This window comes from Ruegeria sp. CG11, assembly GCF_056537245.1.
This window is the reverse complement of the sequence record NZ_JBQFRE010000003.1, coordinates 230,377-246,348: the sequence shown is the minus strand read 5'-3', so window position 1 is coordinate 246,348 and position 15,972 is coordinate 230,377. Positions and strand designations below refer to the sequence as shown.

Below are 15,972 nucleotides of genomic sequence, written 5' to 3'. Positions count from 1 at the left end.
ATCCTGACATGCCCTGCCCGGTGTCAGGCAGGGCTTTATTGTGCCGGATCAGCGCTTCAGGATTGAAGCTCCGGCATATTCCGCAACCTCGCCCAGCGATTCCTCGATGCGGATCAGCTGGTTGTACTTGGCCAACCGGTCCGACCGCGCCAGCGAGCCGGTCTTGATCTGACCACAGTTGGTTGCCACGGCCAGATCGGCAATGGTGGCGTCCTCGGTTTCGCCCGAGCGGTGCGACATGACGTTAGTATAACGCGCACGGTGCGCCATATCGACAGCACGCAGGGTCTCGGTCAGCGAACCGATCTGGTTCACCTTGACCAGCATCGAGTTGGCACAGCCACGCTCGATCCCTTCGGCCAGACGTTCGGGGTTGGTCACGAACAGGTCGTCGCCCACCAGCTGCACCCGGTCACCCAGAGCGTCGGTCAGTGCCTTCCAGCCGTCCCAGTCATCCTCGGACATGCCGTCTTCGATCGAGATGATCGGATAGTCGTTAACCAGCGCCGCCAGATAGGCCGCGTTTTCGTCCGAGGTCAGGGTCTTGCCCTCGCCCGACAGAAAGTATTTACCGTCCTTGAAGTATTCGGTTGCAGCGCAATCCAGCGCGAGGTGGATTTCCTCACCCGGCTTGTAGCCTGCCTTTTCAATGGATTTCAGAATGAAATCCAGTGCCTCGCGGGTCGAGGCGATGTTCGGGGCAAAGCCACCTTCGTCCCCAACACCGGTGGCCAGACCCGCTGCCGACAGCTCCTTTTTCAGCGTGTGGAAGACTTCGGACCCCATGCGCACCGCCTCGCGGATATTCGCGGCCGAGGTCGGCATGATCATGAATTCCTGAATGTCGATCGGGTTGTCGGCATGCTCACCTCCGTTGATGATGTTCATCATCGGCACCGGCAGAACGCGGGCTGAGGTGCCGCCGACATAGCGGTACAGGGGCTGTGTGGTAAAATCGGCCGCCGCCTTGGCGGTCGCCAGCGAGACACCCAGAATGGCGTTTGCACCCAGACGGCCCTTGTTCTCGGTCCCGTCCAGTTCGATCATCGCCTGATCGATGGCAACCTGTTCGGTCGCGTCGAAGCCCACCAGTTCTTCGGCGATCTCACCGTTCACGGCAGCGACGGCTTCAAGCACGCCCTTGCCCATGTAGCGGCTTTTGTCGCCATCACGCTTTTCCACTGCTTCATAGGCACCGGTCGAAGCGCCCGAAGGCACAGCGGCGCGGCCCATGGTGCCGTCTTCCAGGATCACGTCCACTTCGACCGTCGGGTTGCCCCGGCTGTCCAGAATTTCGCGTGCGTGAATGTCGATGATGGTGCTCATGAGGCCCGTCCCTGTGGCTGAAATCAGTTGCACGCCTCATAGCATCACCGGGTAAAAAGTAAACCGGTCATGTTATCGCTAACAGGTATATTGTCGGAGCTTTAGGGCTAACAGGTTCCTGTTTGCGCCAACGTGCGACGATCCGTCAGGCCGCGACAGCCAGTTCACGGGCCAGCTTGCGCTCTCGGATAAAGGTGTACATGCCCGACCCCATGATCAACGTCGCCCCGGCGAAGGTCAGGAAATCAGGACGTTCTCCGAACATCAGCATCCCCGCAATGATCGAAAAGATCAGACGGGTATAGCGGAATGGCATCAAGGCCGAAGCCTCGCCGATCCGCATGGCGGTGACGATGCCATAATAGCCAAGAACACCAAATCCGACCGCACCAAGGTATGGACCGATCTGCGCCGATTGCAACGGGGTAACGGGTTGGGCCGAAAACACCATCAGCGCCACACCGGACACAGCCACCGCAAAATAGGCCTGCAAGGCCACAACCGAAGACGCAACGCGCGGATCAAGCTTACGGGTGATCAGGTCCCGCGCGGCGATGGCGATTACGGTTGCCACAACGAACAGAGAGTCGGGCTGGAACCCTTCGAAACCCGGCCGAATAATCATCAAAACGCCGATGAAACCCAGCCCGACAGCGCTCCAACGACGCCAGCCGACCTTTTCGCCCAGAAACAGCGCCGCTCCCATGGTAACGGCCAGCGGCATCGCCTGAAAAACGGCGGCCACGGTTGAAAGGTCCACCAGCGACAGAGCGGTCACGAAGGTCAGCGCCCCGACCATCTCGGTCGCGGCACGGGCCAGTGGTAAGGGTTGCCACGCAACAGGATCGAAGATGCGCTTGCGGGTGGCCACAGCCAAAATCGCAAACAGAAGGCCACAGAACACGCCAAGAACGACCATGATCTGACCGGTCGGCACGGTGACCGACAGCAGCTTGATGAACATGTCCTCAAGTGCAAAGGCCGCCATCGCGCCGACGACCAGCAAAATGCCGTTTACGTTATTCATGGTCATTTCCGTAAATTCCAGCGGCCCAAATCGCCGCCCCTTACGTCACCCAATACGCAAGACACCCGCTCTGGCAAGTATTATCAGGCCGGAATACATGATTTCCCGTGGGCCTGACCTTCGCGTTTTGTGATGAATCAGTCCTGATCCAGCGGCACGCCGTACAATTCCAGCCGGTGCCCTTTCAGCTTATAACCCAGCTTGGCCGCGATTTTTTCCTGCAGCGCCTCGATCTCGGGGTCGACGAATTCGATCACCTCACCCGATTGCATGTCGATCAGGTGATCGTGGTGGTCACGCTCGGCATCTTCATAGCGCGCGCGACCGTCACCGAATTCCAGGCGTTCCAGAATCCCGGCCTCTTCGAACAGTTTCACAGTGCGATAGACGGTGGCGATGGAAATCCCCGAATCTACTTCAGACGCGCGGGAATACAGCTCCTCGACATCCGGATGATCTTCGCTTTGTTGCAAAACCTGCGCGATCGTGCGGCGCTGGCCGGTCATGCGCAGGCCTTTGGCTTCGCATCGGGCGATGATCGTGTCGGACATATGTGATCCCCAGAGTAGTTCGGGTTTCTGTCTTAATACGTCTGGACGGCTGGCGCTACCGCGGAATTGCGGTTTCCCGCACCACTCGCAGATCGGCCCAGATCGGCAGATGGTCCGAGGCGATATGCGCCGGTCGCACGTCGTGGACACCATGCACCACAGCCTCAAGCCCCGCGCCCAGCGCGATCCGGTCCAGCGCCCCCAATGGCTGCGCAGCCGGAAAACTGGGAACGGGCGGCAAAAAGCGCATGTCGGGGGCCAGATGATCCAGCACCGGTTGTCGCGACCATTCGTTGAAATCCCCGGCCCAGACGGTAGGCATCTGATCCAGATCGCCATCAAAACGGCGAATATGCGTGATCTGCTGGCGCCGTGACACGGGCAACAGACCAAGATGCATTCCCATCACCCTTAATGGCCCAATATGGGTATCAAATTCCACCCGTACCGCGCCCCGGGGCTCCAGTCCCGGCAGGTCATGGTGACCGGTCTGCCGTACCCGGATCGCGTCGCCGCGCCAGATCACCGCGTTGCCGTGCCAGCCCAGACTGCCCGCCCCGCCCAAATCGACGATCTGCCAACCTGCCTCATCCAGCATGAAATGCGGTAAGGCGGCGGGCCGCGGCGGCAAGCGTTTGTCGGCCTCTTGCAGCACCACGATATCCGCCTTCATGCTGTCGATAACCTGCATGATGCGTTGCGGTTGCCGCCGGAAATCGAGGCCAACACATTTCTGGATGTTATAGCTGGCGATGCGCAGGGTTGAGGTTTGGGTCATGGATGTCCTGTGATTGGCAAAAAGCGGTGCGCGGCAATCCGATTACTCTCAAAACTGCGTAACCATCAAATTGACGGGCTCGCCCCCTTCGGCAGAGGAGGCATGGCCTGTTCCGGTTACATCTTCCGCCCAGAACAGATCACCGGCGATAAAGTCGCGGACTTCCCCCGACCCGGCCTGAACGCGAAACGTGCCTGACAGAACCGTCGCAAGCTGCCGCTTGGGAGAGCGATGCGGCACTCCCTTCCACCCGGCGGGCAACGTGAGGAAGACAAAGCGCGAGGCATCATACTCGTCCGACGCATAGAATGGTGCGGCAGGCGGGGCGAAGGTCTTCAGTTCCAGGTCAACGTCCCTGTCTTCAAAATACGAAACGCCCTCTGCGTCTTCCAGCAATATGGAGTAGCGCATTCTGTGCTCCTTAAATCAGATCTGGGTTTTCCCCTGAAACACCCATTATGCAGCATTCTTCTTTGAGGGTAAGCCGCGGGGCTATGTTATCAGCTTCTTTTCCCCTTTAGAGGCTTCGCACGCCCATCTTTTGATTACTGCGGCCTTTAGGTTCCGCAAAACATCGCGTGGACCACTTCCTTTTCGGTCGGGGGATAGGTCAGATCAACCGCCTCGGGTTGGTCGGTGTAGGGCCGCGCCAGAACTTTGGTCAGACGATGGAACGGGGCATAGTCGCCCTGAACGGCCGCCTGTATCATCTGCTCGACCCGGTGGTTGCGCGGGATGAAGGCGGGGTTGGCGGTGTCCATCACTGCGTGCGGGTCTTCTTCCCTGGCAAGCCGCGCCTGCCAGCCGACGGCCCATTCGTCAAAGGCCTCGGGTGTCAGGAACTGATTGCGTGCGTTGTCATCGCCCAGCGCCCGGAAGGTATTGGTGAAATCGGCACTGTTATGCGCCATCCGCGTCAGCAGGTCAGTAACCAGGGCTTCGTCGCCGTCCTCCTCAGAGGTCAGACCAATCTTTGCCCGGAACCGCCCCAGCCATTCCTGATGGATCAGCCCCGGCATGGCGTGCACGATCTCGGTGGCCTCTTCGACGGCAGCTTCGGGGTTATCAACCTGCTGGATCACCGCCGTTGCCAGTTGCGCCAGGTTCCAGACCGCGATGTCCGGCTGGTTCGAATAGGCATAGCGCCCCATCCGGTCGATCGAGCTGTAGACCGTATTCGGATGATAGCTGTCCATGAAGGCGCACGGCCCATAGTCGATGGTTTCCCCGGCAATCGAGTAATTGTCGGTATTCATCACACCGTGGATGAACCCCACGCTCATCCATTGCGCAATCAAACGCGCCTGCGCATCCCGCACCGCGCGCAGCAGGCCCATTGGCCCATCGGCATCCGGATAGTGGCGGGCAATGGCGTAATCGGTCAGTTTGCGCAGGTTGTCGGTCTGCCCGCGCCCGGCGAACACCTGAAACGTCCCCACGCGCAGATGGCTTTGCGCCACGCGGGTCAGCACCGCGCCCGGCATCGGGCCCTCGCGCAGGACAATCTCACCGGTCTCTACCGCCGCCAGCGCGCGCGTGGTCGGGATGTCCAGCGCGTGCATCGCCTCGGACACCACATATTCGCGCAACACCGGCCCCAGCCAGGCCCGGCCATCGCCCATGCGGCTGAACGGTGTCGGGCCCGAGCCCTTCAGCTGTATGTCCCGCCGGATACCATCGGTGCCGACCGTCTCGCCCAGCAGAACCGCACGCCCGTCGCCAAGCTGAGGGTTATAGCTGCCGAACTGGTGTCCTGAATATAGTTGCGCAATCGGCTCGGCCCCTTCGGGCAGCATGTTACCCGCAAAAGCCTCGGCCATCTCCTGCACGTCACCGGGTGAAATGCGCAGGATTTGAGCCAATTCCTCGTTAAACGCCACCAGTCGCGGCGCGCGTACCGGTATCGGCGCCTGCCGCGCATAAAAGCTGTTGGGAAGCCGGGCGTAACTGTTGTCAAACGGGATCGTCAGGGTCATGCCGCAAACATATTGCTGAAACACACGAATACCATAGCGGATCGCGCGCCTGCGTGCATAATCGCGCCAAACAACACTGAGGACCCCATGACCGCGCAAGAGATCATCCACCACCTGAACCTGACCCGCCACCCCGAGGGCGGTTGGTTCCGCGAGACATGGCGCGCAGAGAATGAGGGCCGCGCTACGGGCACCTGCATCTATTTCCTGCTGCAAGCGGGTGAACGCAGCCACTGGCACCGCGTCGACGCGACCGAGATCTGGCTGTACCACGCCGGCGCGCCGCTGACCCTGTCACTCAGCGCCACGGATAACGGCCCCGCGACCGACCATTTGCTGACCCCGGACCTGACCAAGGGCGCACCTCAAGTCATCGTGCCAGAGAACCACTGGCAATCGGCGCAAACCACCGGAGATTACACTCTGGTCAGTTGCACCGTTTCACCGGGGTTCGAGTTCGACGGGTTCGTTCTGGCCGAGCCAGGGTTTGATATTGCACGGGAATGAAGAATGGATCACCGCGAACTCATATCGTCGATCCCGCCTGAGGCAAAAGAAAGCCTGCAACGCCGATCAAACACGGCCGGGCTTCGGCACCTTGCCGTGTACTCCGCTGTGCTGGCCGGAACGTCCATGTGTATCGCACTCAAGGTTCCGTTTTGGCCTGTGTTGGTACTACCCCAAGGGGTGCTGCTGGTTTTCCTCTTCACCCTCAGCCATGAATGCACTCATAAGACGCCTTTTCGCAGCGGATGGTTGAATGATGTTGTCGGGCATTTGGTCTCGATCCCCATTGCCCTGCCCTTCACATGGTTTCGATACTTTCATCTGGCGCATCACAAATGGACCAATCATCCTGAGAAAGACCCTGAACTTGCGGGAAAACCGCGACCAGAGGTTTGGTCTGAGCTGCTTATCTATCTAAGCGGCTGGCCGTATTGGAAAGGAATGGCAATAGTTCTGGTGGCAAACGCTGTGGGCAGGATCGATGCGCCCTACCTTCCATCCCGCCAACACCGCGCATTGCGCGTTGAAGCTCGCCTGCTGCTGGTTCTGTATGCCTTTGCTGGTTTTAGCCTGCTGTATTCGCCGCTTCTGTTCTGGCTATGGATTATTCCTGTCCTGCTTGGTCAGCCTTTCCTGCGCCTTTACCTTCTGGCCGAACATGGGCTTTGCCCGCCAATCGCCAACATGCTTGAGAACTCTCGCACGACCTTCACAAACCGCTTCGTTCGGTTTCTGGCCTGGAACATGCCCTACCATGCCGAGCACCATGCCTTTCCCAACGTGCCGTTTCATCAGTTACCTGCCCTGCACGACTGGACGCGTTCGCATTTGAAGTCGACTTCTGATGGTTATTCAGAATTCACCGCAGACTACTTGAACTCCCTACAGCGCTAAGCACCCCGCCGCCGACCAGCGCCTTAACGCCCGTCGTGCCAGGACACGAAGTCGGCAGACCACGCGCTACGCGCACGGCCAGATAGGCAAAGGCTTGCGCCTCGAGCATATCTCCGTCCAGGCCCACTGTTTCGACCGGTTCGACCGGACAATCGAGCGACACGCGCAGCATCTCCATCAGAACTGGGTTGTGGCGCCCGCCTCCGGTCACCAGCACACGCGAGGGCGGTTTCGGGCAATGCTCCATCCCCTGCACCACACCGGCGGCGCACATGCCTGTCAGGGTGGCAACGGCATCGGCGTCGGACAGCTCCTGTACCAGCCCGATCATCTCAGCAAAGTCGTTGCGGTCCAGCGATTTCGGCGGCATCCGAGCAAAGAAGGGCTCGGCCAGGAACAGCTCCAACGCGCCGGTTTCAACGGTACCGCCACGTGCAACCGCGCCGTCGCGGTCCATCGGCAGGCCAAGCCGGGCCTGCATTAGATCGTCCACCGGTGCGTTTGCAGGACCAGTGTCAAAGGCGAGCAGCGCGCCGGGGATTTCCGGCCCGTCAAAGCTGGGGTCCACATAGGTCAGGTTCCCGACGCCACCGAGGTTCAGGAAACACAGCGGCTCAGACGCGCCGATCCATTTGGCGCAGGCAAAGTGGAAGAACGGCGCCAACGGGGCGCCTTCGCCCCCCATGGCCACATCATCGCTGCGGAAATCCCAGACGACCGGCACGCCCAATGCCTGCGCCAGCCCCTTGCCGTCGCCCACCTGCAACGTGCCCCGTCCACTTGGTTCATGTGCAAGGGTCTGGCCGTGGAACCCGATCAGGTCGATGTCTTCGAACTCCGACAGTGCCTCGGCATGGGCAAAGGTCACCAGTTCGGCCGCCTTGTCCACCGCAGGGCCGTGCCAGTGACCAAGGGCAGCACGCAGTTCGGTGCGCTCGGCGTTGGTATAAGCGCGATAGCCGCTGGGACCGAAACCGATGATCCGGTGCCCGTCCGTTTCGACCACGGCTGTATCCACACCGTCCAGCGACGTGCCAGACATCGCACCCAAGGCCTTGATCGGCCCGCCTTTCCTGATCGCCCGGTTCACGCTCACCTCTTATGTTTCTTGGCATCGACTGCGCGACGCGGCGCGCCAAACCTGCACGTTTCACACAGCCCAAGGCAAGACAGAACGCACCTTCCGCGTGTATTTTTGACACCATGTGCGCGCCCGCAACCACATCGTCACAGTCGGAACAGTTGCACGAAAGCCCGGGCTGAGTAACCATTGCGGTCATCTGCATGCCAAACGGACAACCATGACGGACACACAGACACCCAAGCAACCCGCCGAAGGGCGCAATTATCAGCTGATCTTCTGGTCCGGGTCGCTGGCGACGATCGGCGGGCAGTTGGTGAACCCCAACCTGGTGCTGCCGTTTCTATACTTGGCCTTGGGGGCACCGACGTTTTTTGCGGGATTGCTGCTGCCGTTTGTGACCGGATCGCGACTGATCGCCGAGATCTTTATGTCTCCGTTCATCAATCGGGTAACCCGCGCGAAACTGGCGGTTTACGTGCCCAACATCCTGACTGCCGCTATACTGGCCATCGTCGCCCTGTTTGCGACCGATCTGCCCAATGTGATGATCGTGCTGCTGTTCCTGACGACCGCTTTGATCATGGGGCTGTGTCAGGGCATCACCAGTCTGGGCACCAGCCAGATCTACGGCATCTCGGTCCCCAATGAGAAACGCAACCGAATGGTGTTCGCGCAGGCCACGATCTCGGGCATTCTGGCCATCCTTGTCGTCTGGATCACCCGAGACCTTCTGGCCTCGGACCAGCCGATGCAACGCCACATTGTTGTCCTGTGGTGCGGGGTCATTGCGATGTTCGCCGCCGGGATCAGCTTTGCCGGTGTCCGCCTGCTGGAAGAGGAACAGGCCCGTGCGCCTGCGCCAGCGGAAAAACCCAAACCGCTGGCTGAACTGGTGACCGGGTTCAAAACCGGCATGGCCTATGCGTGGTATCGCAAGTTCCTGACCGCCCGGCTGATCTTTGTCTCGGTGGAACTGGCGATGCCGTTCTACACGATCCACGCGGCGACTTTCCACGTGGGGACCAAACACGCGCTGAGTTACTTCGTCATGGCGGCCAGTCTGGGGATGGTGCTCGGCTCGATCATCTGGGGTTGGCTCAGCGGGCGGATATCAGTCAAGCCGGTGATGTGGCTGGGCTGCCTGATTTCAGCCGCTTCGGCCCTCATGGCGCTGGCCTTCACCTTCATGGGCTATGCGCAGAACGTCTGGATCTATGCGCTGGTCATTCTGCTGCTGTCGCTGGGCGGGAACGGAGTGATCTACGGGCGTTACCTCTACATCATCGAAATGACCTCGGAAAAGGAACGGCCCTATCTGGTGGCCCTCGGAGATGTCAGTGCCGGTCTGGTCGGGATGGTCTTTGCCGCAATCCTTGGCGCGGTGGCACACCTGCACGATCCGGTGACACCGATCCTGGCGTTGGCGGCGTTAAACCTGATCGCCATGCTCTATGCCTTCCGCTTGCCGCCTACCAAAAGCTGACACAGGCCCGCGTTATGTTGGAAAAGGTGCCTTTTCCTTACCCACCGCGCCCCCTATACAGTGCCCGCAACTTCAACCCAAAGGGCACGATATGACCTACCACCCCAAATCGGATTTCATCGCCACGATGATCGAGCGCGGCTTCCTCGCCGACTGCACCGATTATCAGGGCCTTGACGAAGCGCTGATCAGTGGGTGCAAGCCGGCCTATATCGGCTTTGATGCTACGGCCAAGTCGTTGCATGTGGGCAGCCTGATCCAGATCATGATGCTGCGGTGGTTCCAGAAAACCGGTCACCAGCCAATTACCCTGATGGGCGGCGGCACCACCAAGGTGGGCGACCCGTCGTTCCGCGCGGACGAACGCCCCTTGCTAGGCCCCGAACAGATCGACGAGAACATCGCGGGCATCAAAAAGGTGTTCTCGGCCTATATCGACTATGACAGTGACGCCGAAAACAAGGCGCTGATGCTGAACAATGCCGAGTGGCTGGACGAGTTGAACTACCTCGACTTTCTGCGCGATATCGGACGGCACTTCTCGGTCAACCGGATGCTGTCGTTTGAATCCGTGAAATCGCGGCTGGATCGTGAACAGTCGCTGAGCTTTCTCGAGTTCAACTACATGATCCTGCAAGCCTATGACTTCCTTGAGCTGAACCGCCGCTATGGCTGCGTTCTGCAGATGGGCGGATCGGACCAGTGGGGCAACATCGTCAACGGGATCGACCTGACCCGCCGCGTGCTGGATCACGAGATTTATGGCCTGACCTCGCCCCTGCTAACCACCAGCGACGGCAAGAAGATGGGCAAGTCTCAGGACGGTGCGGTCTGGCTGAATGCCGACATGCGCTCGCCCTATGAGTTCTGGCAGTTCTGGCGCAACACCACTGATGCGGATGTCGGGCGGTTCCTAAAGCTCTACACCGAAATGCCGGTGGATGAGTGCGACCGTCTGGGTGCGCTGCAAGGGTCCGAGATCAACGAAGCCAAGATCCGTCTTGCGAACGAGGTGACCACCCTGGCCCACGGTGCTCAGGCTGCGGCAACCGCCGAAGCCACCGCACGCGAAGTGTTCGAAAAAGGCGGCGTTGGGGGCGACCTTCCCACCCTGACGCTCAGCCCTGCGGAGTTGGGCGACGGCATGTCCATCGTGCAGATCATCGTGAAATCGGGGCTGGCAAAGTCGGGGAAAGAGGCCAAGCGCCTGATCGCCGAGAATGGCGCCAAGCTGGATGACGCACCGCTGACCGATGCCGGGATGATGATCGACGCAGGTGCATTGTCGTCTCCGATCAAGCTGAGCGCGGGCAAGAAGCGCCACGCGTTGGTGCAACTGGGCTGATCCACACCACGAACCTCAAACATGACGGCCACCCGATCGGGTGGCCGTTATCTTTTTCAGTATTGCGGCTTCAAACCTCCACAGGTTGAGCGATTGCCACCTATTCAGTTTCTATTACTACCGCCGTTGCCGTTACCACCGCCACCGGACCCGTTTCCGTTGTTGCTGCCACCGTTGCCAGAACCAGGTCCAGATCCTCCGTTGTTGCCGCCGCCGTTACCGGGGTTGCCGCCGTTTCCGTTCCCGTTGCCGGGACCGCCGTTATTGCCACCGTTGCCGCCGTTGTCTCCGCCGCCGCCATTGTCTCCGCCGCCGCCGTTGTCTCCGCCGCCGCCATTGTCTCCGCCGCCGCCATTGTCTCCGCCGCCGCCATTGTCTCCGCCGCCGCCGTTGTCTCCACCGCCGCCATTGTCTCCACCGCCGCCGTTGTCTCCGCCACCGCCGTTGTCACCGCCGTCGTTACCAGGGCTACCAATCCCAGTACCTACCTGATCTCCTTCGCCGTCTCGTGCGGCTGCTGTGACAATCGATCCGGTGGCGAAATCTGTCAACAATGTGGCCAATCCCGGACATTGTTTACCAGTTACTGCAAGCGTTGATTCGAAATCCGACCGTTTCTGCAGTTGTTTCAGAAAGCTTGGCGTCACATGCGTGCAATCGCAAAGGGTCCGAAAGTCCCCGCTATTGGCTGCAATTCGCGCTGTTCTTCCATCACAGACCTCTGGCGCCGCTTGCGCGGTAGTTACCATCAAAGCTCCTATGAACGAAGAGGCCACCAATGCAGAAACATTGGATTTTCGCTTAACTCGCATCACTTAACTCCTTGCGCCTTAACACCCAAGTGCGTCAGGGTCTTCGGTTACAAAGTGGGAGCCGCAGATGAAGCGCAGGTAAGGACCCGCTAAAGATGCGTTAATATGGGCTCGCCACCACTCATTACAAACAAACACGGCACTAGTTGTGACGGTGCTTACTGCTGCAATATACAACATCTATCCGCACCGCCATATGAAAAGTGGCAAAACCGTGTCAAAATTATGAGAGGCAGCCTTAATGCAACTATCTACTTCATCCGCAATCATCACCGGTGGCGCGTCGGGTCTAGGTGAAGCCACCGCCCGCTACTTTGCCGAACAAGGCGCGCAGGTCACGATACTGGATCGCGACACTGAACGCGGCCCCATAGTTGCGGATGAGATTGGCGGCCACTTCGCCCAAACGGATGTCACGGACGAGGATTCGGTGGCAGCCGCAATCGCGCAGGCGTTGGACAAGATGGGCCGGATTACGGCCGCCGTGAACTGCGCCGGAATCGCCATCGGCGCAAAAACCGTGGGCAAAGACGGCCCCCACCCGCTGGACGCGTTCCAACGCACCATCGACATCAACCTAGTCGGCACCTTCAACGTCTCGCGCTTGGCTGCGGCCGAGATGGCCAAGAACGACCCCGAGCCCGACGGCGCGCGCGGGGTGATCATCAATACCGCCTCAATCGCGGCGTTCGACGGGCAAAAGGGACAGGCGGCCTACGCGGCCTCAAAAGGCGGCGTGGTGGGGATGACCCTGCCGATGGCGCGTGATCTGGCCTCGACCGGGATACGGGTGATGGCCATCGCGCCGGGTATCTTCATGACCCCAATGCTGGCCGGCCTGCCTGAAGAGGTGCAGCAGCAACTGGCCGCCGACGTTCCCAACCCTGCCCGCTTGGGCGACCCGAGTGAATACGGACGGTTGGCCGGGTTCATCGTCGAAATGGGATACCTGAACGGAGAGGTCATCCGTATCGACGGCGCTCTCCGGATGCGGTAGATCCGGCACATGACCGAGCGGGAGAAAATGCAGGCCGGGCAGTGGTATTGCTGCCTGGACCCGGAACTGGACGCCCTGCGCGCGCAAGCTCGGCGCGCAGTTCACGCGCATAACACTTGCCCGCCCGATGACCGCGGTGCAATGGCACCGGAATTGCGAGACCTGTTCGCCGATGCGGGAAGTGATTGTTTTCTAGAGGCCCCGTTCCACTGCGCCTATGGCATGAACATCCATCTCGGCGCGCGGGTCTATTTCAATGCCGGATGCGTGGTTCTGGACACCGCGCCGGTGCGGATCGGAGATGACACGATGTTCGGCCCGCACGTTCAGATCTATTGCGCTCAGCACGCCAAAGAGCCGGCTGAGCGGGCGCAGGGGCTGGAAATCGGTCTGCCTGTGACCATAGGCCGGAACGTCTGGGTTGGCGGGGGCGCCATCCTGATGCCCGGCATCACCATCGGTGACAACGCGACTATCGGCGCGGGCAGTGTCGTGACCAAAGACGTCGTTGCCGGAGAAACGGTGGTGGGCAACCCTGCCCGACCGATGCCCCGGCCCTAAGCGCCCTCAGCCTTTTCTTCCAACGTCAGCCATTCTTCTTCGGCGGCGGCCAGTTTTTCCTGACGCTCGACCAGAGCTTCGGTCGCCTTCTGGAACTTGACCGGCTCGCGGGTGAAGAGTTCGGGGTCGGACATGAGTTCTTCCAGCTTGCCGATCTCGGCCTCAAGGCGTTCGATCTCGGCGGGCAATTTCTCGAGCCGATGTTTTTCCGAGAAGGACAGGCCGGACTTCGGTTGGCTTTCCTGCTTGACCTTCGGCTTGGAAGGTTTTGTTTTTTCTTCCTTCTTGGGAAGGAGATCGCCCCGTTGCGCGATGTAGTCAGTCCAGCCACCGGCATAAACGGTGGCGCGGCCATTGCCCTCCATCGCGATGGTCGTGGTGGCGACGCGGTCCAGAAAATCCCGGTCGTGGCTGACCAGCAGGACAGTGCCGTCATAGTCGTCCAGAAGTTCCTGCAACAGGTCCAGTGTTTCGACATCCAGATCGTTGGTCGGTTCGTCCAGCACCAAAAGGTTCGAGGATTTAGCCATCAGCTTGGCCAGCAGCAACCGCGCTTTTTCACCGCCTGACAGGGACTTAACGGCCGCTCTTGCCTGCCGCTCGTCGAACAGGAACTCCTTTAGGTAACCGACCACATGTTTGGGTTGCCCACCGACCATCACCTGATCGGCTTTGCCCGACACGCGCATCTCGGGGTCGCCTGTCAGACTGTCCCACAGGCTCATTTCGGGGTCGAGCTGCGCGCGGGTCTGATCGAACACGGCGATTTCGAGATTGGTGCCCAGTGTCACCGAGCCCTCATCCGGCTGTTCCTGCCCCAGCAGCATCTTCAGCAGCGTCGTCTTGCCCACGCCGTTGGGGCCGACAAAGGCCACGCGGTCGCCGCGCTGCACCAGAAGATCAAAGTTCCGAACGATCTGTTGCCGGTCAAAAGACTTGGCCAAGCCCTTGGCCTCAATCACCTTTCGCCCGGATTTGGGCCCGGCCTCCAGCGTCATCGCCGCCGAGCCCTGACGTTTGATCTGTGCCGCCTTCTCGGCCCGAAGCGCCTGCAGCGCCCGCACCCGGCCCTGATTGCGTTTGCGTCGGGCGCTGATGCCTTCGACGGCCCATTTCGCCTCGGACTTGATCAGGCGGTTCAGCTTGTGGCGTTGCTGATCCTCTTCCTCCCAGACCTTGTCGCGCCAGGATTCGAACGCCTTGAACCCCTGCTCTTGCCGCCGCACCGCTCCCCGGTCAATCCACAGCGTTGCCCGAGTCAGCGCGCGCAAAAACGCGCGGTCGTGCGAGATCAGAACGAATGCCGCGCGGGTCGATCCCAATTCGCGTTCAAGCCACGCGATGGCCTCGATATCCAGATGGTTGGTCGGTTCGTCCAGCAACATCAGGTCCGGTGCCTCGGCCATCAGCTTGGCCAGTGCCGCCCGTCGCCGTTCCCCGCCCGAAGCAGTTTCGACCGCGCGCGAGGGATCAAATTTCAGCCCTTCACCGGCACGTTCGACCTTGTAAAGCTCACCCGGCTCCAACCCGCTGGAGGCATAGTCGCCCAACGTGGCGAACCCTTCCATTGTCGGGTCTTGTTCCATGTAGCCAACGGATTTTCCCGGCGGCACCACGATTTCGCCATGATCGGGTTCAACCAGACCTGCCATCACTTTCATCAGCGTGGATTTACCGGACCCGTTCCGCCCGACCAGCGCCACGCGGTCACCCGGTTGAACCACCAGATCAAGCTCGGAAAACACCGGATCGCCCCCGAAGGTCAGGGAAATGCCGGACATCTGCAACAAAGGAATTCTCGCCATGCCCGCCAGCTAAACCGGCAGGGCCAAGGCGTCAACGGCGATTACCCGGCAACTGCCCGCAGCAGACGTTTGCGCGCCGGGGGAATCGCGCCAATTTCCAGCCCGGTAAAGACATGCAACGTATTCATATGGCGGTCGACCACAGCATGATCGCTGACCCAACCGCCCATCATCAGATAGGTTCGCAACAACGGCGGCATCCGCAGCATCGCCTTTTTCGCATCCGGTTTGCGACGCAAACGCGCTGCGAACCGGAACACATTCGGGGCCTTTACCCGTGGCAGCCACCGTTTCGGTGCCAGATGCCGGTGTTTGAGCATTGCAAACGCGTCGAGGTAATCCTCGGTCTCGGTTCCGGCAAAAGACGAACAGCCAAACATCATCTCGACCTTGTTCTGATCGACATAAGCCGTCATCGCGCCCCAAGCGACGCGCAGGATGTCCGGGTCGGTCCAGCCGGGATGGATGCAGAATCGCCCCATCTCGACCATGCGCCCCTCGAACCCCAGCAGCGCGGAAAGATCATAGAATTGCGCCGAATAACTGCGAGTCACCTCGGTGCCATTCTCCATGGTCAGCATGCGAAAGCAGCAGACCAGTTGCCCGCCTTCTCGCATGTCTTCGACCAGGATATGCGCGCAGACCGGATCAAAATGGTCCTGATCAGTCTGATCCGTGCCAAAAGCCAGCGTGCGCAACTGCTGCGCAGCCGCCACATCCTGCGGCGATCGCGCCAGCCGGGCGCGATAGCGGCCTTTGCCAAGCAATAGTGCCATGGTCGCATCCTCCGCGGTTGCTAACCTGTTACATCTTGCTGCGTCAGTAC

At 60.3% G+C, this 15,972-nt stretch carries 16 protein-coding genes; 6 read left to right on the top strand and 10 right to left on the bottom strand.

Features of this window, described 5'->3' with window-relative positions:
• Positions 1–48: 48 nt before the first annotated feature.
• The 6 genes from eno to ACR0KW_RS10555 form a co-directional block, all read right to left on the bottom strand.
• Positions 49–1,326, bottom strand: a complete 1,278-nt coding sequence (gene eno / locus ACR0KW_RS10580; protein ID WP_480804939.1) for a phosphopyruvate hydratase — start codon at positions 1,324–1,326, stop codon at positions 49–51.
• 145 nt (positions 1,327–1,471) lie between these two features.
• A complete protein-coding gene (locus ACR0KW_RS10575; RefSeq protein WP_480804938.1) occupies positions 1,472–2,353 on the bottom strand; it encodes a DMT family transporter in 882 nt (293 codons plus the stop codon).
• 137 nt (positions 2,354–2,490) lie between these two features.
• A complete protein-coding gene (locus tag ACR0KW_RS10570) occupies positions 2,491–2,904 on the bottom strand; it encodes a Fur family transcriptional regulator (RefSeq protein ID WP_170325197.1) in 414 nt (137 codons plus the stop codon).
• A 55-nt stretch (positions 2,905–2,959) separates the two neighbouring features.
• Positions 2,960–3,682, bottom strand: coding sequence for an endonuclease/exonuclease/phosphatase family protein (locus tag ACR0KW_RS10565; RefSeq protein ID WP_480804937.1), 723 nt, complete (start codon positions 3,680–3,682; stop codon positions 2,960–2,962).
• A 48-nt stretch (positions 3,683–3,730) separates the two neighbouring features.
• Positions 3,731–4,093, bottom strand: a complete 363-nt coding sequence (locus ACR0KW_RS10560) for a cupin domain-containing protein (RefSeq protein WP_480804936.1) — start codon at positions 4,091–4,093, stop codon at positions 3,731–3,733.
• Between the two features lie 146 nt (positions 4,094–4,239).
• Positions 4,240–5,658, bottom strand: a complete 1,419-nt coding sequence (locus tag ACR0KW_RS10555; RefSeq protein WP_480805064.1) for a protein adenylyltransferase SelO — start codon at positions 5,656–5,658, stop codon at positions 4,240–4,242.
• An 87-nt stretch (positions 5,659–5,745) separates the two neighbouring features.
• Between ACR0KW_RS10555 and ACR0KW_RS10550 the strand changes: the two genes are divergently transcribed.
• A complete protein-coding gene (locus tag ACR0KW_RS10550) occupies positions 5,746–6,165 on the top strand; it encodes a cupin domain-containing protein (RefSeq protein ID WP_480804935.1) in 420 nt (139 codons plus the stop codon).
• A gap of 3 nt (positions 6,166–6,168) precedes the next feature.
• A complete protein-coding gene (locus tag ACR0KW_RS10545; protein ID WP_480804934.1) occupies positions 6,169–7,059 on the top strand; it encodes a fatty acid desaturase in 891 nt (296 codons plus the stop codon).
• Here the strand turns inward: ACR0KW_RS10545 and ACR0KW_RS10540 are convergent.
• Positions 7,025–8,149, bottom strand: a complete 1,125-nt coding sequence (locus ACR0KW_RS10540) for an anhydro-N-acetylmuramic acid kinase (protein ID WP_480804933.1) — start codon at positions 8,147–8,149, stop codon at positions 7,025–7,027. The two genes, ACR0KW_RS10545 and ACR0KW_RS10540, sit on opposite strands and share 35 nt — an antisense overlap.
• Before the next feature lie 211 nt (positions 8,150–8,360).
• Between ACR0KW_RS10540 and ACR0KW_RS10535 the strand changes: the two genes are divergently transcribed.
• Positions 8,361–9,626, top strand: coding sequence for an MFS transporter (locus tag ACR0KW_RS10535; RefSeq protein ID WP_480804932.1), 1,266 nt, complete (start codon positions 8,361–8,363; stop codon positions 9,624–9,626).
• A 91-nt stretch (positions 9,627–9,717) separates the two neighbouring features.
• Positions 9,718–10,971 (top strand): tyrosine--tRNA ligase, encoded by a 1,254-nt coding sequence (gene tyrS / locus ACR0KW_RS10530; RefSeq protein ID WP_480804931.1) that lies wholly within the window; start codon positions 9,718–9,720, stop codon positions 10,969–10,971.
• A gap of 104 nt (positions 10,972–11,075) precedes the next feature.
• Here tyrS and ACR0KW_RS10525 read toward each other — a convergent pair whose 3' ends face one another.
• Positions 11,076–11,525, bottom strand: coding sequence for a hypothetical protein (locus tag ACR0KW_RS10525; RefSeq protein ID WP_480804930.1), 450 nt, complete (start codon positions 11,523–11,525; stop codon positions 11,076–11,078).
• Between the two features lie 499 nt (positions 11,526–12,024).
• Here ACR0KW_RS10525 and ACR0KW_RS10520 point away from each other — a divergent pair, with 499 nt between their 5' ends.
• Both ACR0KW_RS10520 and ACR0KW_RS10515 read left to right on the top strand, forming a co-directional pair.
• On the top strand, positions 12,025–12,780 hold the full coding sequence (locus ACR0KW_RS10520; RefSeq protein ID WP_480804929.1) for a 3-hydroxyacyl-CoA dehydrogenase: 756 nt from the start codon (positions 12,025–12,027) through the stop codon (positions 12,778–12,780).
• A gap of 9 nt (positions 12,781–12,789) precedes the next feature.
• Complete coding sequence (locus ACR0KW_RS10515) at positions 12,790–13,341, top strand: sugar O-acetyltransferase (protein ID WP_480804928.1); 552 nt, start codon at positions 12,790–12,792, stop codon at positions 13,339–13,341.
• Here the strand turns inward: ACR0KW_RS10515 and ACR0KW_RS10510 are convergent.
• Entirely contained in the window at positions 13,338–15,146 is a 1,809-nt protein-coding gene (locus ACR0KW_RS10510; RefSeq protein ID WP_480804927.1) for an ABC-F family ATP-binding cassette domain-containing protein, read from the bottom strand. The genes ACR0KW_RS10515 and ACR0KW_RS10510 overlap by 4 nt on opposite strands.
• Positions 15,147–15,187: 41 nt before the next feature.
• Positions 15,188–15,922 (bottom strand): GNAT family N-acetyltransferase, encoded by a 735-nt coding sequence (locus ACR0KW_RS10505; protein ID WP_480804926.1) that lies wholly within the window; start codon positions 15,920–15,922, stop codon positions 15,188–15,190.
• Positions 15,923–15,972 lie beyond the last annotated feature (50 nt).